Origin of the sequence: Streptomyces tibetensis (assembly GCF_007655005.1) — a bacterium.
Classification (GTDB): domain Bacteria; phylum Actinomycetota; class Actinomycetes; order Streptomycetales; family Streptomycetaceae; genus Streptomyces; species Streptomyces tibetensis.
The window spans coordinates 552510-576181 of record NZ_SZVW01000001.1; the positions used below are offsets into that span (position 1 = coordinate 552510).

26 protein-coding genes are annotated in these 23672 nt (G+C 71.6%); 6 read left to right on the forward strand and 20 right to left on the reverse strand.

Annotation, left to right across the window (positions count from 1 at the left end):
* Positions 1-3 precede the first annotated feature (3 nt).
* From FDO69_RS02305 to tsaB, 4 genes are read right to left on the reverse strand one after another with little or no spacing between them, the layout of a single operon-like run.
* The gene (locus FDO69_RS02305) at positions 4-261 is read right to left on the reverse strand and encodes a hypothetical protein (RefSeq protein ID WP_104777864.1); all 258 of its coding nucleotides are present in this window, start codon (positions 259-261) and stop codon (positions 4-6) included.
* Positions 258-1346 (reverse strand): tRNA (adenosine(37)-N6)-threonylcarbamoyltransferase complex transferase subunit TsaD, encoded by a 1089-nt coding sequence (tsaD, locus tag FDO69_RS02310; RefSeq protein ID WP_104777865.1) that lies wholly within the window; start codon positions 1344-1346, stop codon positions 258-260. Before tsaD ends, FDO69_RS02305 begins: the two co-directional genes overlap by 4 nt.
* Positions 1339-1845 (reverse strand): ribosomal protein S18-alanine N-acetyltransferase, encoded by a 507-nt coding sequence (gene rimI, locus FDO69_RS02315; RefSeq protein WP_167526504.1) that lies wholly within the window; start codon positions 1843-1845, stop codon positions 1339-1341. Before rimI ends, tsaD begins: the two co-directional genes overlap by 8 nt.
* A complete protein-coding gene (tsaB, locus tag FDO69_RS02320) occupies positions 1842-2495 on the reverse strand; it encodes a tRNA (adenosine(37)-N6)-threonylcarbamoyltransferase complex dimerization subunit type 1 TsaB (protein ID WP_104777866.1) in 654 nt (217 codons plus the stop codon). The genes rimI and tsaB overlap by 4 nt, the downstream gene beginning before the upstream one ends.
* A gap of 111 nt (positions 2496-2606) precedes the next feature.
* Between tsaB and FDO69_RS02325 the strand changes: the two genes are divergently transcribed.
* On the forward strand, positions 2607-3173 hold the full coding sequence (locus FDO69_RS02325; RefSeq protein WP_104777867.1) for a hypothetical protein: 567 nt from the start codon (positions 2607-2609) through the stop codon (positions 3171-3173).
* A gap of 86 nt (positions 3174-3259) precedes the next feature.
* Here FDO69_RS02325 and FDO69_RS41045 read toward each other — a convergent pair whose 3' ends face one another.
* The 5 genes from FDO69_RS41045 to FDO69_RS02345 all read right to left on the reverse strand — a co-directional run bounded on the left by FDO69_RS41045 (position 3260) and on the right by FDO69_RS02345 (position 8694).
* Positions 3260-3427 (reverse strand): hypothetical protein, encoded by a 168-nt coding sequence (locus FDO69_RS41045; RefSeq protein ID WP_167526505.1) that lies wholly within the window; start codon positions 3425-3427, stop codon positions 3260-3262.
* Positions 3428-3570: 143 nt separating this feature from the next.
* Entirely contained in the window at positions 3571-4089 is a 519-nt protein-coding gene (gene tsaE / locus FDO69_RS02330) for a tRNA (adenosine(37)-N6)-threonylcarbamoyltransferase complex ATPase subunit type 1 TsaE (protein ID WP_104777868.1), read from the reverse strand.
* Complete coding sequence (locus FDO69_RS02335) at positions 4058-5317, reverse strand: alpha/beta fold hydrolase (RefSeq protein ID WP_104777869.1); 1260 nt, start codon at positions 5315-5317, stop codon at positions 4058-4060. Before FDO69_RS02335 ends, tsaE begins: the two co-directional genes overlap by 32 nt.
* Before the next feature lie 108 nt (positions 5318-5425).
* Positions 5426-6592 (reverse strand): alanine racemase, encoded by a 1167-nt coding sequence (gene alr, locus FDO69_RS02340; RefSeq protein WP_104777870.1) that lies wholly within the window; start codon positions 6590-6592, stop codon positions 5426-5428.
* A 671-nt stretch (positions 6593-7263) separates the two neighbouring features.
* Positions 7264-8694 carry an NAD(P)H-hydrate dehydratase gene (locus tag FDO69_RS02345; RefSeq protein WP_104777871.1) on the reverse strand — a complete coding sequence of 477 codons (1431 nt, stop codon included), beginning with the start codon at positions 8692-8694 and terminating at the stop codon, positions 7264-7266.
* 184 nt (positions 8695-8878) lie between these two features.
* Here FDO69_RS02345 and FDO69_RS02350 point away from each other — a divergent pair, with 184 nt between their 5' ends.
* Positions 8879-10036 (forward strand): right-handed parallel beta-helix repeat-containing protein, encoded by a 1158-nt coding sequence (locus FDO69_RS02350; protein ID WP_104777872.1) that lies wholly within the window; start codon positions 8879-8881, stop codon positions 10034-10036.
* Positions 10037-10446: 410 nt separating this feature from the next.
* On the opposite strand, the gene FDO69_RS02360 is transcribed toward FDO69_RS02350, so the two are convergent.
* Positions 10447-10818 carry a holo-ACP synthase gene (locus tag FDO69_RS02360; RefSeq protein ID WP_104777873.1) on the reverse strand — a complete coding sequence of 124 codons (372 nt, stop codon included), beginning with the start codon at positions 10816-10818 and terminating at the stop codon, positions 10447-10449.
* 157 nt (positions 10819-10975) lie between these two features.
* Here FDO69_RS02360 and FDO69_RS02365 point away from each other — a divergent pair, with 157 nt between their 5' ends.
* Positions 10976-11335: a hypothetical protein gene (locus FDO69_RS02365; protein ID WP_138430027.1), complete on the forward strand. Its 360-nt coding sequence runs from the start codon at positions 10976-10978 to the stop codon at positions 11333-11335.
* A gap of 87 nt (positions 11336-11422) precedes the next feature.
* On the opposite strand, the gene glmS is transcribed toward FDO69_RS02365, so the two are convergent.
* The 3 genes from glmS to FDO69_RS02380 all read right to left on the reverse strand — a co-directional run bounded on the left by glmS (position 11423) and on the right by FDO69_RS02380 (position 15413).
* Positions 11423-13270, reverse strand: a complete 1848-nt coding sequence (glmS, locus tag FDO69_RS02370) for a glutamine--fructose-6-phosphate transaminase (isomerizing) (RefSeq protein ID WP_104777875.1) — start codon at positions 13268-13270, stop codon at positions 11423-11425.
* Positions 13271-13452: 182 nt separating this feature from the next.
* A complete protein-coding gene (locus FDO69_RS02375; RefSeq protein ID WP_104777876.1) occupies positions 13453-14268 on the reverse strand; it encodes an ABC transporter permease in 816 nt (271 codons plus the stop codon).
* Positions 14265-15413: an ATP-binding cassette domain-containing protein gene (locus tag FDO69_RS02380; protein ID WP_234387814.1), complete on the reverse strand. Its 1149-nt coding sequence runs from the start codon at positions 15411-15413 to the stop codon at positions 14265-14267. Before FDO69_RS02380 ends, FDO69_RS02375 begins: the two co-directional genes overlap by 4 nt.
* Before the next feature lie 210 nt (positions 15414-15623).
* On the opposite strand from FDO69_RS02380, the gene coaA reads away from it, so the two are divergent.
* Both coaA and FDO69_RS02390 read left to right on the forward strand, forming a co-directional pair.
* Positions 15624-16592: a type I pantothenate kinase gene (gene coaA / locus FDO69_RS02385; protein WP_167526506.1), complete on the forward strand. Its 969-nt coding sequence runs from the start codon at positions 15624-15626 to the stop codon at positions 16590-16592.
* A 32-nt stretch (positions 16593-16624) separates the two neighbouring features.
* Entirely contained in the window at positions 16625-17554 is a 930-nt protein-coding gene (locus FDO69_RS02390) for a DUF389 domain-containing protein (RefSeq protein WP_104777932.1), read from the forward strand.
* Positions 17555-17659: 105 nt separating this feature from the next.
* Here FDO69_RS02390 and glmM read toward each other — a convergent pair whose 3' ends face one another.
* The 4 genes from glmM to FDO69_RS02410 all read right to left on the reverse strand — a co-directional run bounded on the left by glmM (position 17660) and on the right by FDO69_RS02410 (position 20712).
* Positions 17660-19018 (reverse strand): phosphoglucosamine mutase, encoded by a 1359-nt coding sequence (glmM, locus tag FDO69_RS02395; RefSeq protein WP_104777878.1) that lies wholly within the window; start codon positions 19016-19018, stop codon positions 17660-17662.
* Between the two features lie 166 nt (positions 19019-19184).
* Positions 19185-19697 (reverse strand): 30S ribosomal protein S9, encoded by a 513-nt coding sequence (gene rpsI / locus FDO69_RS02400; protein WP_062928598.1) that lies wholly within the window; start codon positions 19695-19697, stop codon positions 19185-19187.
* A gap of 42 nt (positions 19698-19739) precedes the next feature.
* Positions 19740-20183 carry a 50S ribosomal protein L13 gene (gene rplM, locus FDO69_RS02405; RefSeq protein ID WP_033308956.1) on the reverse strand — a complete coding sequence of 148 codons (444 nt, stop codon included), beginning with the start codon at positions 20181-20183 and terminating at the stop codon, positions 19740-19742.
* 217 nt (positions 20184-20400) lie between these two features.
* Positions 20401-20712, reverse strand: a complete 312-nt coding sequence (locus FDO69_RS02410) for a hypothetical protein (protein ID WP_104777879.1) — start codon at positions 20710-20712, stop codon at positions 20401-20403.
* A 74-nt stretch (positions 20713-20786) separates the two neighbouring features.
* On the opposite strand from FDO69_RS02410, the gene FDO69_RS02415 reads away from it, so the two are divergent.
* Positions 20787-21653: a hypothetical protein gene (locus tag FDO69_RS02415; RefSeq protein ID WP_104777880.1), complete on the forward strand. Its 867-nt coding sequence runs from the start codon at positions 20787-20789 to the stop codon at positions 21651-21653.
* Positions 21654-21660: 7 nt separating this feature from the next.
* On the opposite strand, the gene truA is transcribed toward FDO69_RS02415, so the two are convergent.
* The 3 genes from truA to FDO69_RS02430 form a co-directional block, all read right to left on the reverse strand.
* Positions 21661-22515, reverse strand: a complete 855-nt coding sequence (gene truA, locus FDO69_RS02420; RefSeq protein WP_104777881.1) for a tRNA pseudouridine(38-40) synthase TruA — start codon at positions 22513-22515, stop codon at positions 21661-21663.
* A gap of 140 nt (positions 22516-22655) precedes the next feature.
* On the reverse strand, positions 22656-23141 hold the full coding sequence (gene rplQ, locus FDO69_RS02425) for a 50S ribosomal protein L17 (RefSeq protein WP_031105230.1): 486 nt from the start codon (positions 23139-23141) through the stop codon (positions 22656-22658).
* A gap of 191 nt (positions 23142-23332) precedes the next feature.
* The coding region (locus tag FDO69_RS02430; RefSeq protein ID WP_276616025.1) for a DNA-directed RNA polymerase subunit alpha C-terminal domain-containing protein at positions 23333-23672 on the reverse strand (340 nt) is incomplete at its 5' end.

Genomic DNA, 23672 nt, shown 5'->3' on the forward strand with positions numbered 1-23672 from the left:
CGGTCAGCCGACCGCCACCGACTCGAACCGCCAGCGATGCACGGCCCGGCCGACCAACTCACCCTCGGGCTCGGGCAGTTCGGGCAGCTCGGCGTCGAAGGGCGCGTCCCACCAGGTGAGGACGAGGACCCGGTCCTGGGGCGCCCGGAAGGTCTCCCGGCGCAGGGGCTCGCGGGGGAGCTCCTGGGCACGCGCCCAGGCCAGCAGGTCCTCGCCCCGTCCTTCGGACGCCCGGGCCTCCCACATCAAGGCGACCGTCACGAGTACAGGTTCTCCTTGCTGACCTCGTGCACGTGGTCGTGGTCGCCCGGGACGTGAGGCTCCGTCACCGGCAGCGAGGAGTCGGCCGACAGGTCCCAGCTCGACGACGCCCGGCCCCGGGCGACCATTTCGGCACCGAGGGCGGCGACCATCGCGCCGTTGTCCGTGCACAGCTTGGGCCGGGGCACGCGCAGCCGGATTCCGGCGGCCTCGCAGCGCTCCTGGGCGAGGACGCGCAGCCGGGAGTTGGCGGCCACACCGCCGCCGATCATCAGGTGGTCGACGCCCTCGTCCTTGCAGGCGCGGACGGCCTTGCGGGTCAGCACGTCCACGACCGCCTCCTGGAAGGACGCCGCCACGTCCCGCACCGGCACCTCCTCCCCCGCCGCCCGCTTGGCCTCGATCCAGCGCGCCACGGCGGTCTTCAGCCCCGAGAAGGAGAAGTCGTAGGCCGGATCGCGCGGGCCGGTCAGGCCGCGCGGGAAGGCGATCGCCGTCGGGTCGCCCTCCTTCGCGTACCGGTCGATGACCGGGCCGCCGGGAAAGCCGAGGTTCAGCACCCGGGCGATCTTGTCGAAGGCCTCGCCGGCCGCGTCGTCGATGGTGGCGCCCATCGGGCGGACGTCGGAGGTGATGTCCGAGGACAGCAGCAGCGAGGAGTGGCCGCCGGAGACCAGCAGGGCCATGGTCGGCTCGGGCAGCGCGCCGTGCTCCAGCTGGTCCACGCAGATGTGCGAGGCGAGGTGGTTCACGCCGTAGAGGGGCTTGCCGAGGGCGTAGGCGTAGGCCTTCGCCGCGGAGACACCCACCAGGAGGGCACCGGCGAGACCGGGGCCGGCGGTGACGGCGATGCCGTCGAGGTCGCGGGCGCTGACGCCCGCCTCCTTCAGGGCGCGGTCGATGGTGGGGACCATCGCCTCCAGGTGGGCGCGGCTCGCGACCTCCGGGACGACACCGCCGAAGCGGGCGTGCTCGTCGACGCTGGAGGCGACGGCGTCGGCCAGCAGGGTGGTGCCCCGGACGATGCCGACGCCGGTCTCGTCGCAGGAGGTCTCGATTCCCAGTACGAGGGGTTCGTCAGCCATTGATCTCGGTTCCTTGTACGGAGTTCTCGGGGGAGGTCAGGCGCATCACCAGGGCGTCCACGTTCCCGGGCTGGTAGTAGCCGCGCCGGAAACCGATGGGCTCGAAGCCGAAGCGCTCGTAGAGCTTCTGTGCGCGGACGTTGTCGACCCGGCACTCCAGCAGCACCTCGGCGCACTCGAAGGTGGTGGCCGCCCGCAGCAGTTCGGCCAGCAGCCGTCCGCCGAGGCCGGTGCCCCACAGGTCGCGGGCCACGGCGATGGTCTGGACGTCGGCCTGCTCGCCGGTGGCGACGAGACCGGCGTACCCGACGATCCCGGAGCCGGACTCGGCGACCACGTACCGCCGGTTGGCCTCGGGTCCGCGCGCGTGGGCGAGCTCGGACCAGAACATGCCCCGGGACCAGGCGTCCTCGGGGAACAGGTTCCGTTCCAGTTCCAGCACGGGGTCGATGTCCCACCAGCGCATCTCGCGCAGCGTGCACGTCACGGGTTCGGTCACTTGGGGGTGACCACCTTGTAGTTCTTGGGGACCTGGGCGTCGGGGCGGCGCAGGTACAGCGGCCGGGGCGCGGGGAGTTCCTCGCCGGCGGCCAGCTTCTCGGCGGCCAGCCGGGCGAGGGCGGCGGCGGAGACGTGCTCCGGTTCGTGCGCCTTGGGGAAGGTCTCCGGGTACAGCAGCGCGCCCGCGCCGACCGCGGGCAGCCCCGCGACCTGTTCGGCGATGTCGGCGGGCCGGTCCACGGCCGGGTCGGTCACCCGGGTGCGGGAGTCGGTGTAGCGGGCCCAGTACACCTCCTTGCGGCGGGCGTCGGTGGCGACGACGAACGGGCCCTGCAGGTCGGCGGCGTAGGCGAGGCCGTCCAGCGTGCACACACCGTGCACGGGGACGCCGAGCGCGAGCCCGAAGGTGTCGGCGGTCATCAGGCCGACGCGCAGCCCGGTGTACGGTCCCGGACCGATCCCGGCGACGATGCCGGTGACGGCGTCGAGCCGCAGACCGGCCTCGGCGAACACCCGGTCGATCGCCGGCAGCAGCAGTTCCCCGTGCCGCCGCGCGTCCACCTGACTCGACGAGGCGATGACATCGCGTCCGTCGTGCAGCGCGACGGTGACAGCGGGCGTGGCGGTATCCAGAGCGAGCAAGAGCACGCAAACAGCCTACGGCTCCCCGGGGCCCGGCACGGTCGCGCCTGTCGGGTCGTCACCTGCTGCTACCGTCACCTACCGTCACGACAGCGATACGACGTGAGGTGGACTCCGGTGTCAGCCAGCAGCTCGGGAATCGTGGCCGGGCTCACCGCCGCGGCCCTCGCGACGGTCGGCTACCTCGCCCACCAGGCCTCCGAGACCGTCCCGGCCGGTCTCGGCAGGGCGGCGAAGGCGAGTGTCGCCCCGGCGGCCGGTACGTCGAAGGCGCCCCAGGTCAAGAAGGATCCCAGCGCACTGCCCGGCGACTCCGGGAAGGGCGCCCGGGTCGTGTACTCGCTGCGCGGTGACCGGGTGTGGCTGGTCGCCGGTGACGAGGCGATCAGCCGTACGTTCGAGGTCGACCCGAGCACGGTGGACCCGGCCCCGGGCACCTACTCGGTGACGTCCCGCTCCAACTCGGTCACCGGCTCCGACGGCGTCCCGGTCGAGCACGTGGTGCGTTTCGCCAGTGTGGGCGGCGTGGTCATCGGCTTCAGCGCGGCCGTGAACGAGTCGGCGCCCCCGGCCCCCGCCCCCGACCCGAAGGTCCGCACGGGCGGAATCCGCGAGTCCCGCGCGGACGGCGACGCGATGTGGACGTTCGCGACGATCGGCCGCACGGTCGTGGTCGTCCGCTGAGCCGTGCCCGCGGGTGCGGGCCGGATTCCGGAGGCCCTGGGTCGTGCCGGGCGCGCGGCTCAGGCGGGACTCGGCGGACGCGCCCTCTAGGCCGCTTCGCGTCGCTCGGGGGTCTGCCGGGCGAGGTCCGGGTCGGGTGCGCGCGGCGGTGTCGAGAGCAGCGCCGCCGCCTCGCCGGCCGCCAGCAGGTCGCGCATGGACACCCCGGCGACCGCGAACCACTGCGGCTGCCCCTTGCTCTCTGTAGCCGACATGGACGCCTCCCGAAGGGCCGGGGCAACGTAGTTAGGTACACCTAACTACTGACTGGATACCATGTGACCACGCACAAGACGCCGGATGCAACATCTTGCCGACGTCTTGTCGGAACGTCCATCAAATGCCCGCACACCGGGACTCAGGCGGCGAGCACGCTCAGGTCCGCCGTGGCCCAGCGTTCCCCCACACCGGTGATCGTCATCTGCCGGACCTCGTCGGTCGTGTCGCCCACCGCCCGATGGATCACGACCTGGAGCCGGTCCTCGGTCAGCTCCTCGACCTTGCCCTCGCCCCATTCCACGACCACCACGGAGTCGGGCAGCGAGACGTCGAGGTCGAGGTCCTCCATCTCGTCGAGACCGCCGGAGAGCCGGTAGGCGTCGACGTGGACCAGCGGCGGCCCCTCGCCCAGCGAGGGGTGCACCCGGGCGATCACGAAGGTCGGCGAGGTGACGGCCCCGCGCACGCCGAGCCCCTCGCCCAGCCCACGGGTCAGCGTCGTCTTGCCCGCGCCGAGCTCCCCGCTGAGCATCACCAGGTCACCCGCGCGCAGCAGTTTCGCGAGCCGGCGGCCCAGCTCCCGCATCTGCTCGGGGGACGTGACGACGATCTGGACGGAACCGGGCTCAGCCGGGCTGTGCGGTGCTGGTGCTTCCATAGCCCTTCACGGTAGCCCCTGCGGGCACGGCACCCGTGCGGGTGAGCAGGTCGGCGAGGCGGTCGGTGACCACTTCCGGGTGTTCCAGCATCACCAGGTGCCCCGCGTCCGGCACCAGCACCAGCTCGGCGTCCGGCAGCAGATCGGCGATGGCCTCGCTGTGCTCACTCGGCGTCACCAGGTCCTGCACCCCGGCCAGCACGAGGACCGGCTGGTCGGCGAAGTGGGCGAGCGCCTCGGTCTTGTCGTGGTCGTTGAACGCCGGGTAGTACTCGGCGACCACGTCGATCGGGGTGCTCTCGATCATCCGCTCGGCGAACCGGGCGACGGCCGGGTCGACGTCCCGGGACGCGAAGGAGTACCGCTTGATGATCCCGGCGAACAGGTCCGCGGTCGCCCGGCGTCCCTTCTCCACCAGCTCGGCCCGCTGCCCCAGCACCTTCAGCACCCCGGGCAGCACTCGCCGCACCGCGTTGACCCCGGCGACGGGCAGGCCGTAGTTGACCTCGCCGAGCCGCCCCGACGACGTGCCCACGAAGGCGACCCCGACGACCCGCTCGCGGATCAGCTCCGGGTACTGGTCGGCCAGCGCCATCACCGTCATGCCGCCCATGGAGTGCCCGACGAGCACCAGCTGCCCCTCGGGCGCCGCCGCGTCGATGACGGCCTTCAGGTCCCGGCCCAGCTGCTCGATGGTGACCGGCTCGTCGCCCCGGGTCTGGGCCACGCCCCGCCCGGACCGTCCGTGGCTGCGCTGGTCCCAGTGCACGGTCCGTACGACGCCCCGCAGGGCCGCCCGCTGGAAGTGCCAGGAGTCCTGGTTGAGGCAGTAGCCATGGCTGAACACGACGGTGACGGGAGCGGGTGACTTGCGGCCGAACAGCCGGCGGCGGCGCGGGCCGAGGGCGGCGGGGGCGGCCTCCTCGTCGAGGTCGTCGACCTCGTAGTACAGCTCCGTGCCGTCGTCGGCGAACGCCTTGCCGGGCATGCCCCGCAGGGAGCCGTACGGCCCCGCCGAGTCCAGTGCGAGCCGGGCCTTCTGGCGCATGCCACGGCCGACCGTCATCCGCTCCAGGGCGACACCGGCGGCCGCGCCCGCGGCCACCACGCCTATCGCCACACCGGCGATACCGGTCGCCCGGCGCCAGCCTCCCGCCGCCCCCGCGGCGGAGGCCGCGACGGCCGCGGAGGCGACGTCCGCGACGACCTCCGCGCTGCTCTCGCTCACGTACCGCTCCTCTTCGCCAGGGTGCCGATCGGGTGACTCGCCGGGTCGGGTGATGCTGATGTTGCCTTTGTGACTGCCGTTTCTCGCGTGAACGGTTCTCTGTGCGAGTTACCCGTCCTGTCCCTCATTCACATAGACGCGAGGAACGCGCGTTCCGATCCGGGTCACGATTTCGTAGGCGATGGTTCCGGCCGCCTGGGCCCAGTCCTCCGCGGTGGGCTCACCGCGGTCGCCGGGCCCGAAGAGGACCGCCCGGGTCCCCGCCGCGGGTTCGTCGCCCCCCAGATCCACCACGAACTGGTCCATGGCGACCCGCCCGGCGATCGTGCGCCACTTGCCCTCGACCAGCACCGGCCCGGCCGAGGAGGCGTGCCTCGGGATGCCGTCCGCGTAGCCCAGCGGCACCAGGCCGAGGGTGGTCGGGCCGGGTGTCACGTACCGGTGGCCGTAGCTGACGCCGTGCCCGCCCGGTACGTGCTTGACCAGGGCAAGCGAGGCGGACAGCGTCATCACCGGGCGCAGCCCGAAGTCGGCCGGGGTGCCGAGCTCAGGGCTGGGCGAGATGCCGTAGGTGGCGATGCCGGTGCGGACCAGGTCCAAGTGGCTCTCGGGGAGCGTGAGGGTGGCCGGGGAGTTGGCGATGTGCCGGACCTCGGGCCGCACGCCCCGCCCCTCGGCGTGGGCGACCATGTCCCGGAACACGGCGAGCTGGGCGGCGATGGAGGGGTGCCCGGGCTCGTCGGCGCAGGCGAAGTGCGACCACAGCCCCGTGACGCGCAGCAGGCCCTCGCCCTCGGCCCGCAGCGCCGCATCGACGAGCGCGGCCCAGTCGTCCCCGGGCTGGCACCCGTTGCGTCCGAGGCCGGTGTCGGCCTTCAGCTGCACACGGGCGGGCCGGCCGGCTCCCCTGGCCGCCTCGACGACCTCCTCCAGGGCCCACATCCCGCTGACCGACACGTCCAGCTCGGCGTCGATCGCCTCTCGCCACGGCCCTCCGGGCGTCCACAGCCAGCACATGATGCGGCCCGGCAGCCCGGCGGCCCGCAGGGCGAGGGCCTCCTCGGGCGTGGCCGTGCCAAGCCAGCTCGCACCGGCGGCGAGCGCCGCGCGGGCGCACGGCACAGCCCCGTGGCCGTACGCCTCGGACTTCACCACGGCCATCACGGCCGCGCCCGGCGCATGGGCGCGCAGGGCCCGCACATTGGCCCGCAGGGCCGCCAGGTCGATCTCGGCGCGGGCCCGCAGGGGCGCGGTCGGGGCTGTTCTCTCGCTCATCGCGCCCAGTGTCTCAGAGGGCTCCGACGGCGGGTCGGCTACGTACCGTCTTGGGGACTGAGCAGGAGTGAGCCACTCAGCCGCACGCCCCGAACGGTCCTGGGCGCACTGGTCCCCGGCGTACTCGACCCCGGGGCGACGACACGGATCCTGTCCGTGGTCCGATCCCGAGAGGCCGGTTCCCGTGCGACCCGGCCACATCAGGTACGGCCAGAGGCGACGGGGAGGCCCCGAACCATCACTCCGGTGGAGCGGGGCCCCGCACGCCAAGGCCGTGCCCCGGCGTCCAGATCGCTCGATCACCGTGGCCTGAACGCCCGGACCGCCGCACGCCTGGAAGCCGACCATCACACGATCGAATCATCGCGGCCTTGCGCACACTCCCCAGCGAGCAGTTGGACCCCCCGAGGGTCCCCCTGTGAGTCCCCCTGTGGGTTGCCCCTATGAGACCGATCGCGGCATCGAGCCGGCGGCGGTGCGCGGCGATCCGCACGGGACGACGCCCTGGGCGGGTCGACCGGCGTCGGCCCGTGGTTCCCGTGCCGCCATCGCGCATCGAGCCGGCGGCGGTGCGCGGCGATCCGCACGGGACGACGCCCCGGGCGGATCGACCGGCGTCGGCCCGTGGTTCCCGTGCCGCCATCGGAGTGGTTTCCCTCGTGTTCGGGCCGTCACCCCAGCACGTTCCGCCAAGCCTCCGGCACCGCCTCGGCCACATCGTGCGCCCCCACCGGCGCCCCGTCCGCCGCCAGCCGACCGGCCAGCCCGTGCAGATACGCCCCGGCACTGCCCGCATCCACCGCGGACAGCCCCGCCGCCAGCAGCGATCCACCGAGTCCCGACAGCACGTCTCCGCTTCCGGCCGTGGCCAGCCACCCCGTCCCCGTCGGGTTCACCCGCACCGCGCCGCCTCCCGAGTCGGCCACCAGCGTCGTGGATCCCTTCAGCAGCACGGTCGCCCCGTACCGCCGGGCCAGCTCCCGGACCGCCGCCAGCCGGCCGCCCTCGACCTCCGCCCGGTCCACACCCAGCAGGGCCGCCGCCTCCCCCGCGTGCGGTGTCATGAGCGTCGGCGCCCGCCGCCCCCGCACGACCTCCGAGTCGGCCAGCCGCAGCCCGTCCGCGTCGATCAGCACCGGCACGTCCGCCGCCAGCACCTCCGCCACCGTCGCGGCGTCGTCCCCGGCCCCTGGTCCGACGACCCACGCCTGCACCCGCCCGGCGTGCTTCGGCCCCTGGTCCGACACGAGCGTCTCGGGAAACCGCGCGATGACCGCGTCCCCGGCCGGCCCGACGTACCGCACGGCCCCGGCCCCGCCCCGCAGCGCCCCAAAGACGGCGAGCACGGCGGCCCCCGGGTACCGCGCCGACCCGGCGGCGATGCCGACCACGCCCCGCCGGTACTTGTCGCTCTCCGCCCGCGGCACCGGCAGCAGCCGGGCCACGTCGTCGTGCTGCAACGCCTCCAGCTCCGGCTCGGCCGGCAGCTCCAGCCCGATGTCGACCAGCCGCACCGACCCCGCGTACTCCCGCGCGGGATCGATCAGGAGCCCGGGCTTGTGCGTCCCGAACGTCACGGTCAGATCGGCCCGCACGGCCTCCCCGTGCACCTCCCCGGTGTCGGCGTCGACACCGCTCGGCAGGTCGACGGCGACCACGGCTCCCCGCGATCGTGCGGCGGCAGCGGCCAACGGCACCGCGTCCGGCCGCAGCCCGCCCTTCCCCCCGATCCCGACGATCCCGTCGAGGACGACGTCCGCGCCCTCGACGAGCGCCTCGGCCCGACCGGTCCCCGCGACCCGCCCCCCGGCCCGCCGCAACGCCGCGAGCCCACCCGCGTGCGCCCGCTCCGGCGCGAGCAGCACCGCGGTGACCCCGGCCCCCCGGCGGGCCAGCCGGGCCCCCGCATACAGGGCGTCACCCCCGTTGTCGCCGCTGCCGACCAGCAGCACGACCCTGCTCCCGTACACCCGCCCCAGCAGGTCGGCGCAGGCCGCGGCGAGCCCCGCGGCGGCGCGTTGCATCAGCGCCCCCTCCGGCAGCCGTGCCATCAGCTCCCGTTCGGCGTTCCGGACCGTCTCCACGCTGTACGCAGTACGCATGCGGTCGAGTTTCCCGCAGGACCGCCGGGCCACTCCCCCTCACACGCACCTCCCGCATCTCCCCGCTTCGCGATCCGTGCCGCGCCCATTGACGCTTTGCCGTCCCTTTGCCAGACTCCCGGCCGCGCAGAAAGCGCTTGCAGAGCGTGCGCACTCCCCCACATCCGACGAAACCGAGGCCCCCATGGGACGCAGAGCCGCCGCCTTACTCGCCGCCGTCGCCGCCACCGCCCTCCTCACCACGGCCGCCACCCTGACCGAGCCCGCCACGGCCGCCCCCACACGCGCACTGGCCTGCGGAGACGGCTCCCACCAGGCCGAGGCCGTGCAGAGCGGCGGCAACTGGACCGCCCGGCGCGGCGCCGGCACGGTCTACACCGGCACCGACATGCGCGCGGCCGTCCAGGCCGCGGTCAACAGCCTCACGGCCGGGCGCACCTCGAAGGAACGGGTCGTGGTCCGCGGCTCGGGCTCGATCCCGGCCGGCTCCCGCATCTCCCTGCCGAGCTACACGGCCCTCGACGTCTGCGGCACCATCAACGTCACCGGCAGCGGTTCGGGCGACCAGGCACCGGTCTACTCCCGCGGCACCCGCGACATCGAGGTCCAGAACCTCAAGCTCACCGGCACCCCGCTCTACGGCATCTTCCTGCGCAACGTCCAGAACGTGGTGCTCGGCCAGATCGACATGCGCCTCTCACGCGGCCTGGGCGTCCGCATCGACAACCGCGGCGACACCAGCCAGTGGACGCGCAACGTCCGCATCGACAACGTCTACGTCTCCGGCGCCTCCAGCCACGCGGTCGAGACCTACGGCGTCGACGGCCTCACCATCGGCACGGTGACGGCCCGCAACGTCGGTGAGTCGGGCCTGCTGCTCAACCAGACCGTCAACGCCACCGTCACCAAGGTGGACGCCGAGAACGCCGGAACGGGCACCGGCTACGCCGCCTTCCGCATGGCCAACCGCAACGGCCGGATCGGCGGCGGCTACCCCACCAACATCCGCGTCGGCGAGGTCGTCGCCCGCGGCGGCGGACGCGGCGTGTTCTGCGTCTCGGAGAGCGGCGGGGCGGTCATCGACAAGGTGACGCTCTCGCAGACCGGCAACAACTCGGTCCTGATCGAGAACTGCTACAACGTCAGCCTCGCGGCGCGGAGCGGCACGATCACCGGCGGCGGCGAGCTGCGCCTGGCCGCCCGCTCGGAGTTCCCCAACAACAGGGACATCACCATCCAGAACCTGACGGTCACCAACTCGGCCATCAGGGAGAGCCCGTGCGGCGAGAACACGACGTTCCGCAACATCACCCGGGTGAACAGCAGCCAGTCGATCTGCTGACCCGCCCCTGCCCCGAAGCCCCCGCCTCCACACCGGCGGGGGCCTGGGGAGCGGAGCCGGCCGCCTTTGCGTGAGGTTCCCGTGGCAGGTCGCCGCCGTCGGCCCGAGCTGTGCCGAAGCGGGCGATCGCCGGCAGGGCTCGTCGGATTCTGCTCACCTACGATGACGCGGTGAAGTTCGTGATGGTGCCGGGCGGTTGGCAGGGCGGTTGGGCGTTCGACCCGGTATCCACCGAGTTGCGCCGAGACGGCCACCATGTCGAGGCGGTGACCCTGTCGGGGCTGGAAGGGGGATCGGCGAGACCCGACCAGCTCGACAGCGCCCGGCGGCACGGACAGCCCGGCCACCCTGGACGCGATCGGCTTCCTCGGCACGGCCACGCTGATCCGGACCCTGTCCCGGAGGCGCCCTCACCCCTCGGCGATGACCACCGCGGAGGCGACGCCCGCATCGTGACTCAGCGACACGTGCCAGCTCCGCACGCCGAGCTCGGCGGCCCGGGCCGCCACCGTCCCGGTCACCCGCAGCCAGGGCCGCCCGGTGTCCCCGACACACACCTCGGCGTCGGTCCACAGCAGCCCCGGTGGAGCACCGAGCGCCTTGGCCAACGCCTCCTTGGCCGCGAACCGCGCGGCGAGCGAGGCAACCCCCCGCCGCTCCCCGCTGGGCAGCAGCAACTCCCGCTCCACGAAGAGCCGTCCGGCCAGCGCGGGCGTACGCTCCAGTGAAGCCGCGAACCGCTCGATCTCGGCAACGTCGATGCCGACCCCGATGATGCTCATGGGCAGCACCCTACGGTGACGGGCCGGATCCGCCGGGAAAGGCACCCGAGGCGCCGCGCACGCAGCCCCGGATCTTCAACTTCCCCTCCCCGATGTAGAGTTCGCGCTGATCGCGATGAGCAAACGGCATCGCACCAAACGGGAGGACACCGATCCCATGAAGCTCAAGTCTCTGGGCACCGCACTGACCACCGCGGCCCTGATAGCCACCGCCCTCACCGGTACCGTCGCCACGGCCGGCACCGCCGCCGCGGCGACGCAGCCCGACTGCAGCAGCGCGCTGACCAACGTGAAGCCCAAGGCGACCGTCAACCTCCGCAGCCAGCCCAAGACGAGCTCGACCGCTCTCGGCACCTGGGGCAAGGGCCAGAACGGCGGCATCTGCTTCGGCGGCAGCAAGCCCGTCACCGGCGGCAGCTACACGGCCTGCGGCAAGTCGAGCAACAAGTGGTACTTCGGCGGCCCCAACAGCACCAGCGTGGAGGGCTGGGTCCCGGCGACCTGCCTGCCCATCTGAGTTGAGCACCTGACGGCCTGACCGGCTGATCCGAGGGGCGAAGGGCATCCGGCCCTTCGCCCCTCGGCGCTCACTCCGGCTTCCCGCTCACTCCACCGTCACCGACTTGGCCAGGTTCCGGGGCTGGTCCACCTCGTTGCCCCGGGCCGTCGCCAGCTCGCACGCGAACACCTGGAGCGGCACCGTCGCGACGAGCGGCTGCAGCAGGGTCGGCGTGGCGGGAATCCGGACCAGATGGTCCGCGTACGGCACGACCGCCTCGTCACCCTCCTCGGCGATCACGATGGTCCGCGCACCCCTGGCCCGGATCTCCTGGATGTTGGACACGATCTTGTCGTGCAGCACCGACCGGCCGCGCGGCGAGGGCACCACCACGACCACCGGCAGGTCCTCCTCGATCAGGGCGATCGGCCCGTGCTTCAGCTCCCCGGCCGCGAACCCCTCGGCGTGCATGTAGGCGAGTTCCTTGAGCTTCAGCGCCCCTTCGAGCGCCACCGGATACCCCACGTGCCGGCCGAGGAACAGCACCGTCTTCTTCGAGGCCAGCGTGCGCGCCAGCTCCCGCACCGGCTCCATCGTGCCCAGCACCTGATCCACCGCACCGGCGATCGAGGACAGGTCGCGGATCACCGCCCGGATCTCGTCGCCCCACTTCGTGCCGCGCACCTGGCCCAGGTACAGGGCGACCAGGTAGCACGCCACGAGCTGCGTCAGGAACGCCTTGGTCGAGGCGACGGCCACCTCCGGCCCGGCGTGCGTGTACAGCACCGCGTCCGACTCGCGCGGGATCGTCGAACCGTTGGTGTTGCAGATCGCCAGCACCTTGGAGCCCTGCTCGCGGGCGTGCCGCAGCGCCATCAGCGTGTCCATGGTCTCGCCCGACTGGGAGATGGCGATCACCAGCGTCTGCGCGTCCAGGATCGGGTCCCGGTAGCGGAACTCGCTCGCCAGCTCCACCTCGCAGGGCAGCCGCGTCCAGTGCTCGATCGCGTACTTGGCGATCATCCCGGCGTGGAAGGCCGTACCGCAGGCGACGATGACGACCTTGTCGATCTCCCGCAGCACTCCCTGCGGGATCCGCACCTCGTCCAGCGTCAGCGACCCGGAGCCGTCGATCCGGCCCAGCAGTGTGTCGGCGACCGCCTTGGGCTGCTCGGCGATCTCCTTGAGCATGAAGTAGTCGTAGCCGCCCTTCTCGGCGGCCGACGCGTCCCAGTCGACGTGGTACGACCGCACGTCGGCCGGGCGGCCGTCGAAGCCCGTCACCGTCACGCCGTCCCGGCGCAGCTCCACCACCTGGTCCTGGCCGAGCTCGATCGCCGAGCGCGTGTGGGCGATGAACGCGGCGACGTCCGACGCGAGGAAGGCCTCGCCCTCCCCGACACCGACCACCAGCGGTGAGTTGCGCCGCGCGCCCACGACCATGTCCGGCTCGTCGGCGTGCACGGCGACCAGGGTGAACGCGCCCTCCAGCCGCCGGCACACCAGCCGCATCGCCTCGGCGAGATCCGCGCAGGAGGAGAACTCCTCGGCGAGCAGATGGGCGACGACCTCGGTGTCCGTCTCGGAGGTCAGGTCGTGGCCGCGCTCCGCGAGCTCGGCGCGCAGCAGGGCGAAGTTCTCGATGATGCCGTTGTGCACCACCGCGACCCGTCCCGCGTTGTCGATGTGCGGGTGGGCGTTGGTGTCCGTCGGCCCGCCGTGCGTGGCCCAGCGGGTGTGCCCGATGCCCGTCGCGCCGGCCGGCAGCGGTCTGCCGCCCAGTTCCTTCTCCAGGTTGAGCAGCTTGCCGGCCTTCTTCGCCGTCGCCAGCCCCCCGTCGGCCAGGACGGCGACGCCTGCCGAGTCGTACCCCCGGTACTCCAGCCGCTTCAGCCCGGCCATCACGACCTCGAGCGCGGACTGCGGCCCCACGTAACCCACGATTCCACACATGAGGCGCAGCCTACGGGCCGACGCTCTCTCAAAACCCCTTCAGCGTGCCCGAAATCGGAAATGATCCCGCCCTTCGCGACCCCGCAACGGCGACTTTCCGCTCCGTCGCCTCGGTGGTCCCGCCTCATCCACCAGGGTCACCCGGCGGGCGACCAGCACGTGCGGGCGCGCGCCCGAGCGCCTCAGACCTTCGCCCGGTAGGCCCGCATGGCCAACGGATAGAACACCAGCGCGATGCCCGCCGCCCACACCAGCGACCACAGCACCGGCTCCGCCACCGCCCCGCCCAGCAGCAGTCCGCGGAACGCATCCGCCAGGTGCGTCACCGGATTGACGTCGCTCCACGCCTGGAGCCAGCCCGGCATCGTGTCGACGACGACGAATGCGCTGCTGGTGAAGGTGATCGGGAAGATGAGCGTGAAGGCGAACGCCTGGACCTTCTCGGCGTCGCCCGCCAGCATCCCGATCAGCACCGCGCCCCAGGACACGGCCGCGGCGAACACCACCACCAGCAGTGTGCCGAGCAGGAATCCGCCGAACCCACCGGTGATGCGGAACCCGAGGGCCAGGCCGAGGCCGATCATCAGCACCAGCGCCCACAGGTGCTTCGCGAGGTCGGCGGTGATCCGGCCGATGAGCGGGGCGGAGCGGGCGATGGGCAGGCTGCGCAGCCGGTCGAAGACGCCCTTGGTGAGGTCGGTGTTGAGCGCCATCGCCGTGTACATCGTCATGAACAGGGTGTTCTGCACGATGATCCCGGGCAGCGCGTATTTCAGATACGCCTCGGGCGAGCCGGCCATCTGCCCGCCCAGCACATAGGTGAACAGGAACACGAACATGATCGGCGTGATGCTGTAGTCGACCAGTTCGAGCGGATTGTGCTTGACGGCGACCAGACTCCGCCAGGCCATCGTGAAGGTCTGCCGCAGCCCGGCGAGGGGCGGCACCCGGCCCGACGCGGTGACCGGTGCGGTGAGAGTCGTGGCGGTGGCGGTCATGACCGGCTCACCGCCTTCTCCAGCCCGTCGCCGTCACGAACGGGGCCGTCACCGTCGCTGCCGTCACCGTCGGTGTCGCCGCGGACGGTGTCGCCAGGCTCGGTGTCACCACGGTCGGTGCCGTCGCGGTCGGTGCCGTCGCGGTCGGTGCCGTCGCGGTCGCTGCCGTCACCGTCGTGGCCGGCCGCGCCGCCGTCCTCCTCGGCCTGGCCCGGCTCGGCACGGTGGCCGGTCAGGGACAGGAACACCTCGTCGAGCGAGGAGCGGCGCAGGGCCAGCTCCCCGACCGCGATGCCCTCCCGGTCCAGCGCGCGCACCACGGCCGGCATCAACTCGGGGTCCTTCACCGGGGCAGTGACCGTCTCGCCCTCGATCCGCGCCGCCGGCCCGGCGGCCCCGGCCACCAGCGCGTGTGCCCGCGCCAGGTCCTGCCCGACGATCGGCCTGAGCTCCAGCACCTGGCCGCCGACCTGCGCCTTCAACTGGTCAGGGGTGCCCTCGGCGATCACCCGGCCCTTGTCGATCACCACGATGTCGTCGGCGAGGACATCGGCCTCGTTCAGGTACTGCGTGGTCAGCAGGGCGGTCGCACCGTCCGCGACCAGGCCGCGCAGCAGGTCCCACAGCTCACCACGGCTGTGCGGATCGAGGCCGGTCGTCGGCTCGTCGAGGAAGAGGATGCTGGGCCGGCCGACGAGGCTGGCCGCGAGGTCCAGGCGTCTGCGCATGCCGCCCGAGAAGGTCTTCGCGGCCCGCCCGGCCGCGTGGGTCAGCTGGAACCGCTCCAGCAGTTCACCGGCCCGCGCTTTCGCCTCTCGCCTCGGCAGCCCCAGCAGCCTCCCGATGAGCAGCAGGTTCTCCGTGCCGGTCAGGTTCTCGTCGACTGCCGCGTACTGTCCGGTCAGCCCGACGAGGGAGCGTACGACTCCGGCCTCCCCGACCACGTCGTGGCCGGCCACCCGGGCCCTCCCCCGGTCCGGGCGCAGCAGTGTCGCGAAGATCCGCACCGCGGTCGTCTTCCCCGCACCGTTGGGCCCCAGCAGCCCGAGCACCGTGCCCTTGCGGGCCGCCAGGTCGACGCCGGCCAGCGCCTCGGTCTCCTTGAATCGCTTGACCAGGCCTTCCGCCTCTATCGCGTACGTCATGGGTACTCCCAGGCGTTCGTGGTACTCCCAGGCGTTCGTGGACCCAGGACCGGGCCCACCCTTGCCACAACTGTGACGCACACCACTGACATTCCTCCTGGATCAGCTTTTCTCAGGCCGAAGCGGGGCGAAAGGTTCAGGTGACGGATCCCACCTCACCATCCGTTCGTACGCCCGTAACAATGGACTGTGATCTCTCCGGTCTCCCCGATGCCCCGGAGCGCCCACCGGCCCCGCCCGGAGGCGACTCCCTACGTCGACCTCACCCGAGCCGAGTGGAGCGCGCTGCGTGACAAGACGCCGCTTCCGCTCACGGCCGAGGAGGTCGAGAAGCTGCGCGGTCTCGGCGACGTGATCGACCTCGACGAGGTGCGGGACATCTATCTCCCGCTGTCCAGACTTCTCAACCTCTACGTCGGGGCCACCGACGGCCTCAGAGGCGCGCTGAACACGTTCCTGGGCGAGCAGGGCTCCCAGTCGGGCACCCCGTTCGTCATAGGGGTCGCCGGTTCGGTCGCCGTGGGCAAGTCGACGGTCGCCCGCCTCCTGCAGGCCCTGCTCTCGCGCTGGCCCGAGCACCCGCGCGTCGAGCTGGTCACCACCGACGGCTTCCTGCTGCCCACGAAGGAACTCCAGGCCCGCGGCCTGATGTCCCGCAAGGGCTTCCCGGAGTCCTACGACCGCCGGGCCCTGACCCGTTTCGTCGCCGACATCAAGGCCGGCAAGAACGAGGTCACCGCGCCCGTCTACTCCCACCTGATCTACGACATCGTCCCCGACAAGAGGCTCACGGTCCGCCGCCCGGACATCCTGATCGTCGAGGGCCTGAACGTCCTCCAGCCGGCCCTGCCCGGCAAGGACGGCCGGACCCGCGTCGGTCTCGCCGACTACTTCGACTTCAGCGTGTACGTCGACGCCCGCGTCGAGGACATCGAGACCTGGTACCTCAACCGCTTCCGCAAGCTGCGCGCGACCGCCTTCCAGAACCCGTCCTCGTACTTCCGCAAGTACACCCAGGTATCGGAGGAGGAGGCCCTGGACTACGCCCGGACGATGTGGCGCACGATCAACCGGCCCAACCTGGTGGAGAACATCGCGCCCACCCGCGGCCGCGCCACCCTCGTCGTGCGCAAGGGCCCGGACCACAAGGTGCAGCGGCTGAGCCTGCGCAAGCTGTGACGCCCGGGGGAAAGACCGGTTAGATGGGCGCCATGCTCCATCTGCGTCTGATCACACCGGCCGACAGCACCGACGAGGTGGTCCTGCTGATCGAGAAGACGGTCGGCACCACCCACCTCGTCGTACTGCCGGGCGCCGCCCGCGACCCCGCCGGGGACGTGGTGATGTGCGACGTGGCCCGCGAGGCGGGCGACGAACTCCTCGCCGGGCTGCGGGAACTGGGCATCGACACCACCGGCTCCATCGCCGTCGAGTCCATCGACCTGTCCCTGTCGGAGCGGGCGGACAAGGCCGAGGCGGACGCCCCGGGCGAGGGCGCGGACGCCGTCCTGTGGGAGCAGCTGAGCGACGCGACGCACGAGGAGTCCACCCTCTCCGTCACGTACCTCGCGTTCCTCACGCTGGCCACGATGATCGCGGCCTGTGGTGTGGTCCTGGACAACGCGATCCTGATCGTGGGCGCCATGGCGGTGGGCCCGGAGTTCGGCCCTCTCGCCGGCATCTGCACCGCGATCGTGCAGCGCGGGCCGCGTCTGGCCCTGCGCTCGCTGATCGCCCTCCTGGTGGGCTTCGCCGCGGCGATGGCGATCACGGTCGCCTTCAGCCTCTTCATGGACGCGGTCGGCCTGTTCACCGAGGCCCGGCTGGAGGGCGACCGCCCCAACACCGGGTTCATCTACGCCCCCGACTGGTTCTCCTTCGTCGTGGCGGTCCTGGCCGGCATCGCCGGCACCCTCTCCCTGACGTCGGCCAAGTCGGGCGCCCTGGTCGGCGTGGCCATCTCCGTCACCACGGTCCCGGCGGCGGCGAACGCGGCGGTCGCCCTGAGCTACGGCGACACGAGCCAGACCTGGGGATCCACCCAGCAGCTCCTGCTGAACCTGCTGGGCATCATCGTGGCGGGCACAGCCACCTTGCTGGCCCAGAAGTGGTTCTGGACGAAACAACGCCAACGGGTCTGAAGGGGGCTCGGGGACAACGCCTTCAGGGGCGCGGGGAACTGCGCGACGAGCCACGGACAACCGGCAGCCCGCAGACCACCGCAGCCCCCAACCCCTGCCCGTTCATCAACCGAGCGCCGACTTCACCACATCAGCCAACCGCCCCGCAACAGACCGAGCCTGCTCGATATCGGCCGCCTCGACCATCACCCGAACCAACGGCTCGGTCCCGGAAGGCCGCAGCAGCACCCGCCCGGTCTCCCCGAGCTCCCGCTCCGCATCCGAGACCGCCGCCGACAGCTCCGCGGACGTCCTCACCCGGGTCCTGTCGACATCCGGCACATTGATCAGCACCTGCGGCAGTCGCTCCATGACCCCGGCGAGATCCGCGAGCGTGCGCCCGCTCTGCGCCACCCGCGCCGCCAGCAGCAGCCCGGTCAGCGTCCCGTCGCCGGTCGTCGCGTGGTCGAGGATGATGACGTGCCCGGACTGCTCGCCCCCGAGAGCGAAACCGTGCTCCTTCATCTCCTCGAGCACGTACCGGTCACCGACGGCGGTCTGCACCAGCCGGATGCCCTCGCGCTCCATGGCGAGCTTGAACCCGAGGTTGGACATCACCGTGGCGACGACCGTCTCGGACCGCAGCACGGACCGCTCCCGCATCGCCAGCGCGAGCACGGCGAGGATCTGGTCCCCGTCCACCTCCGCACCGGTGTGGTCGACGGCGAGGCACCGGTCGGCGTCACCGTCGTGCGCGATGCCGAGATCGGCGCCGTGCTCGACGACGGCGGCCTTGATCTTGTCCAGGTGCGTCGAACCGCACCCGTCGTTGATGTTGAGCCCGTCCGGCTCGGCCCCGATCGTGACGACCTCGGCACCGGCCCGCTGGAACGCCTCCGGCGAGACCCGGGCGGCGGCGCCGTGCGCCTCGTCGAGGACGACCTTCAGCCCGTCGAGCCGGTTGGGCAGGGCACCCAGCAGATGCGCGACGTACCGGTCGGAGCCCTCCTCCCAGTCGCGTACGCGGCCCACGCCGGACCCGGTCGGCCGGTCCCACGGGGCGCCGGTGCGGTGCTCCTCGTAGACGGACTCGATGCGGTCCTCCAGCTCGTCGGCGAGCTTGTGCCCGCCGCGGGCGAAGAACTTGACGCCGTTGTCCGGCATGGCGTTGTGGCTGGCGGAGAGCATCACACCGAGGTCGGCGCCTAGCTCCCCGGTCAGGAACGCGACGGCGGGCGTCGGCAGCACGCCGACCCGCAGGACGTCCACGCCGGCGCTGGCGAGGCCCGCGACCACGGCGGCTTCCAGGAACTCCCCGGACGCACGGGGGTCACGCCCGACCACGGCCTTCGGCCGGTGCCCCTCGAACGTGCCCGCCTCGGCCAGTACGTGTGCCGCGGCCACGGAGAGGCCCAGGGCCATCTCCGCCGTCAGGTCCGCGTTCGCGACACCGCGCACGCCGTCCGTGCCGAAGAGTCGTCCCACAGTGGTGTCCTCCGAATTGCTGAAGAGAATGCGGCTCACATCCCCGAGTACACCCCCTGAGACTGTCCGGGGGCTGTAGGGGTTGTGTAAACGAAACCGCCCCGGCAGCACAACCGTGCCGCCGGGGCGATCGTTGCGAAGCCAGTCGCAAGGACGGGCGACGCGATTAGCGCTTGCTGTACTGCGGAGCCTTGCGGGCCTTCTTCAGACCGGCCTTCTTGCGCTCGACCGCACGGTCGTCGCGCTTGAGGAAGCCGGCCTTCTTCAGCGGACCGCGGTTGTTGTCGACGTCCGCCTCGTTCAGCGCACGGGCGACACCGAGACGGAGCGCACCGGCCTGGCCGGAGACACCGCCACCGGAGATGCGGGCGACGACGTCGTAGCGGTCGTCGAGCTCGAGCACCTTGAACGGCTCGTTGACTTCCTGCTGGTGCACCTTGTTCGGGAAGTAGTCCTCGAGGGTGCGACCGTTGATCTTCCACTTGCCGGTGCCCGGGACGATCCGGACACGGGCGATGGCGTTCTTGCGACGGCCCAGGCCGGCGGCCGGCTGGGGCTCGCCGAAGCGGGACGCCATGGACTCCGAGGTGTACTCACCCTCGACGGGGACCTCGGACTCGGTGGTGTAGCTGTCGATGTCGATCTCTTCGAGCGGCTGCTCGGCAGTGGTCTCGGCCACGATGCTCCTCAGATTCTCTTCAGTCTTAGGGGGTGGCCGGACTTACTGCGCGACCTGGGTGATCTCGAACGGCTGCGGCTGCTGCGCGCCGTGCGGGTGCTGGTCACCCTTGTAGACCTTCAGCTTCGAGAGCATCTGACGGCCCAGCGTGTTCTTGGGGAGCATGCCCTTGACGGCCTTCTCGATGGCCTTCTCGGGGTTCTTGTCGAGCAGCTCGTCGTAACGGACGGAGCGCAGACCACCCGGGTACCCGGAGTGGCGGTACGCCATCTTCTGGGTCCGCTTGTTGCCGGACAGGTGCACCTTGTCCGCGTTGATGATGATGACGAAGTCACCAGCGTCGACGTGGGGGGCGTAGATCGGCTTGTGCTTGCCCCGGAGGAGCGTCGCGGCAGTGGTGGCGAGACGACCCAGGACAACGTCCTGAGCGTCGATGACGTGCCACTGGCGCGTCACATCGCCGGGCTTGGGGCTGTACGTACGCACGGTTCGTAGCCTTCGCTTCGAGTGAATGGTCCATAACTGGTCACCGAAACGATCACGACAGCCTGGACCGCACTGCGGCGACGCATACCGCGTACGTGGGGTCGCTGGTCATCGGCCCGGTGGACCGGTGTAAGGGCCCGTCCCGTGAGAATGAGCAAGCCAATACACAACGAACAAGCAGAATACCGGGACGCACCACAAGGGTCAAAACGCGGTATCACCGCAGCCGCTCGGTCACCGAAACATACAGGGCGGCGCAGAGCGTGACGACCCTGCGCAGCGTGCGCCGCCGCGGCGGCCGTACATACGGGAACACCGACGAGACCAGCACGTCCACGGCCACCGCGGCGCACCACCGCAGCACGGACCCGCCGCCGCGCGGACGGCGGAACGCCCCCAGCGCCCCCACCACGACCGACGGCCACACCCCGGCCGCGAGGGCCGGCCAGGACAGCAGACACACCAGCAGCGCCACGGTCGGCAGCAGTCGCCCCAACCACCCACAGATGTCGCCTTTGCCCGTGCGCATGGGAGGAACGCTAGGGGTTCGGAAGCCCAACCGGGCGGACCAGCGCGCCCCTTGTCCCGTCTAAGATGCGCCCCATGAGCTTTGGGCAGGGGGGACCTCAGTCCCAGTGGGATCCCTGGAAACCGCAGTCGCAGCAGCCCTGGAACGGCGGGGGCGGCCAGTCTCCGGACTGGGCAGCGCTCGCTGAAGCCTCCGAGGCGCGCAACAAGCGACGACGGGTCCTGCTGATCGGCGGTGGCGCGTTCGCCACGGTCGCGATCGGCACGGCCGTCGCCGTGGCCGTCGTCTCGGCGGGCGGCGACAACCAGGGCAACCCGACCTCGCTGCCCTCGTCCGACATCCCGAGCCAGTCCGCCTCGGCGCCGTCCTTCGCCCCGACCAGCGCCCCGCCGCCGCTGGACCCGAAGGACTTCATCGCCAGCGCGAAGAAGGACAAGGCCCCGCTCAGCCCGGACACGCTCTTCCCGGGCACCCAGCTCACCGTGGGCGAGACGGTCTACAAGAAGGGCCCCACGGCGGACACGAGGAACTGCGCCTCGGCGGCCGGCGGCACCCTTCCCAAGATCCTCACCGGGAACGACTGCACCCGACTGATACGGGTGACCTACGTCAGGGACGGCGTCGCGGTGACGGTCGGCGTGGCCGTCTTCGACACCGAGGCACAGGCCGCCAAGGCAAGGGCCCAGAGCACCAAGAAGAGCTTCATCAAGTCGCTCTCCGGCGGCGGCGTGAAGGCCTTCTGCGAGTCCGGCTTCTGCCGCACGACCAGCAACTCCTACGGCCGCTACGCCTACTTCAGCAACGCCGGCTTCACCAGCGGCAAGGACGTCACGCCCAAGGACACCGCGGTCTACCGGACCGGGGACGACCTGGCCCAGTTCACGTTCAACCAGATCCGCCGCCGCGGCGAGGCCCAGGCCTCGGCCGCGGCCGACGAGTGAGCCGGCGTCAGCAGCAGCCGGCCGACGGCAGCGACCGCTTGTTCCGCGCCTCCTTGCTGCGCGCGGCGAGCAGTTCGTCGGCCGGGTAGCCGACCTCCTCCAGCGTCAGGCCGTGCGGCCGTACGACGTGCACGGCCGAGTCCCGTACGCCGGCCGCCAGCACCTTCCCCGGCCAGTCGGCCGGCCGGTGCCCGTCCCCGACGAACAGCAGCGCCCCGATGAGCGAGCGCACCATGTTGTGGCAGAAGGCGTCGGCCCGCACGGTGGCGGTGATGATCCCGTCGTCACCGCGCACCAGGCTCAGCTCCTGCAGCGTGCGGATGGTGGTCGCCCCCTCCCGCTTCTTGCAGTAGGCGGCGAAGTCGTGCTCACCCAGCAGCCGGCCCGCTGCCTCGTTCATGGCGTCGACGTCGAGGGGCCAGTCGTGCCACAGCACATGGCTGCGCAGCAGCGGGTCGACGCCCCCGGGGTTGTCGGTGACCCGGTACGCGTACCGCCGCCAGACCGCCGAGAAACGGGCGTTGAAGCCGCTCGGCGCCTCCCTGAGGGCCCAGACCCGTACGTCCCGGGGCAGCCGGCCGGCGAGCCGCTTCAGCAGCTTCTGGTGGTGCTCGGCCCACACCTCACGCGGCAGATCGACGTGGGCGACCTGCCCCCGCGCGTGCACCCCGGCATCGGTACGCCCCGCCACGGTCAGCTCGTACGTCTGCCGCGACCGCGTCACGGTCCGCAGGGCGTCCTCGATCTCCCCCTGCACGGTCCGCCGCCCCCCGGCCTGCTTGGCCCACCCGGAGAACTCACTCCCGTCGTACGACAGATCGAGCCGGACCCGCACGTGCCCGGCCTCTACTTCGTCACTCACGTACAGATCCTCTCAGAACACAAAAGCGGGCCCGTTCCCGTGAAGGAACGGACCCGCAACGCCCTTGCAGGGGCACGGGGAACTGCGCGACAAGCCACCACGAACCCGCAGCCGCGAACGCACAGCCCCCGGCAGAACGCTTACGCGTCCTTGGACTCCTCGGCGTCCTCGGCCTTGGTCGTGTCGACCTGAGCCTCGGCAGCCTCGTTGTCCTTCGCGGCGCGCTTCGTCGCGGCCTCGGCCTCGCCCGTCGCCTCCTGCGCCACCGTCAGCGCCTCGACCAGCTCGATGACGGCCATGGGCGCGTTGTCGCCACGGCGGTTACCGATCTTGGTGATGCGGGTGTAGCCACCCGGACGGTTCTCGTAGCGCGGGCCGATCTCGGTGAAGAGCGTGTGCACGATGCTCTTGTCCGTGATGACCTGGAGCACCTGACGGCGGTTGTGAAGGTCGCCCTTCTTCGCCTTGGTGACCAGACGCTCGGCGTACGGACGCAGCTTGCGCGCCTTCGCCTCGGTGGTGGTGATGCGGCCGTGCTCGAACAGCGCCTTCGCGAGGTTCGCGAGGAGGAGCTTCTCGTGCGCGGCGCTGCCGCCCATACGGGCACCCTTGGTGGGCTTCGGCATGGTGTTTCTCCTAGGTGTCTGCCCCGGCCGTATCAGGTACCGGGGTCAGTATCTGAGCAGACGGTTGCCTGTCAGAGATCCGGGAGCCCTTTCAGACGCCCGGAAGGGTCCGCGCCCCCGAAGGGGCGCGGGAACTGCGCGATCAGCCACAACGATCCCGCAGCCAGGAACCGGCAGTCGGTCCCGAGCTCTCAGTACTGCTCGGTCTCGACGAACCCGGCGTCCGCATCGTCGTCCGCGCCGAACGCGTCCGCCGCGGCGGTGGGGTCGAATCCGGGCGGGCTGTCCTTGAGGGCCAGGCCCATGCCGGCCAGCTTCGCCTTGACCTCGTCGATCGACTTCGCACCGAAGTTGCGGATGTCGAGCAGGTCGGCCTCGGAACGCGCCACGAGCTCACCCACGGAGTGGATGCCCTCGCGCTTGAGGCAGTTGTACGACCGAACGGTGAGCTCGAGCTCCTCGATCGGCAGCGCCAGATCGGCGGCCAGGGCGGCGTCCGTGGGGGACGGGCCCATGTCGATGCCCTCGGCG

Excerpts from the sequence above, each read along its gene's own strand:
- tsaD (WP_104777865.1), bottom strand. The coding sequence starts at position 1,346 with ATGGCTGACGAACCCCTCGTACTGGGAATCGAGACCTCCTGCGACGAG.
- FDO69_RS41045 (WP_167526505.1), bottom strand. The coding sequence starts at position 3,427 with ATGTCGGCTACAGAGAGCAAGGGGCAGCCGCAGTGGTTCGCGGTCGCC.
- tsaE (WP_104777868.1), bottom strand. The coding sequence starts at position 4,089 with ATGGAAGCACCAGCACCGCACAGCCCGGCTGAGCCCGGTTCCGTCCAG.
- alr (WP_104777870.1), bottom strand. The coding sequence starts at position 6,592 with ATGAGCGAGAGAACAGCCCCGACCGCGCCCCTGCGGGCCCGCGCCGAG.
- FDO69_RS02345 (WP_104777871.1), bottom strand. The coding sequence starts at position 8,694 with ATGCGTACTGCGTACAGCGTGGAGACGGTCCGGAACGCCGAACGGGAG.
- FDO69_RS02350 (WP_104777872.1), top strand. The coding sequence starts at position 8,879 with ATGGGACGCAGAGCCGCCGCCTTACTCGCCGCCGTCGCCGCCACCGCC.
- FDO69_RS02360 (WP_104777873.1), bottom strand. The coding sequence starts at position 10,818 with ATGAGCATCATCGGGGTCGGCATCGACGTTGCCGAGATCGAGCGGTTC.
- FDO69_RS02365 (WP_138430027.1), top strand. The coding sequence starts at position 10,976 with ATGAAGCTCAAGTCTCTGGGCACCGCACTGACCACCGCGGCCCTGATA.
- glmS (WP_104777875.1), bottom strand. The coding sequence starts at position 13,270 with ATGTGTGGAATCGTGGGTTACGTGGGGCCGCAGTCCGCGCTCGAGGTC.
- FDO69_RS02375 (WP_104777876.1), bottom strand. The coding sequence starts at position 14,268 with ATGACCGCCACCGCCACGACTCTCACCGCACCGGTCACCGCGTCGGGC.
- FDO69_RS02380 (WP_234387814.1), bottom strand. The coding sequence starts at position 15,413 with ATGACGTACGCGATAGAGGCGGAAGGCCTGGTCAAGCGATTCAAGGAG.
- coaA (WP_167526506.1), top strand. The coding sequence starts at position 15,624 with ATGCCCCGGAGCGCCCACCGGCCCCGCCCGGAGGCGACTCCCTACGTC.
- FDO69_RS02390 (WP_104777932.1), top strand. The coding sequence starts at position 16,625 with ATGCTCCATCTGCGTCTGATCACACCGGCCGACAGCACCGACGAGGTG.
- FDO69_RS02410 (WP_104777879.1), bottom strand. The coding sequence starts at position 20,712 with ATGCGCACGGGCAAAGGCGACATCTGTGGGTGGTTGGGGCGACTGCTG.
- FDO69_RS02415 (WP_104777880.1), top strand. The coding sequence starts at position 20,787 with ATGAGCTTTGGGCAGGGGGGACCTCAGTCCCAGTGGGATCCCTGGAAA.
- rplQ (WP_031105230.1), bottom strand. The coding sequence starts at position 23,141 with ATGCCGAAGCCCACCAAGGGTGCCCGTATGGGCGGCAGCGCCGCGCAC.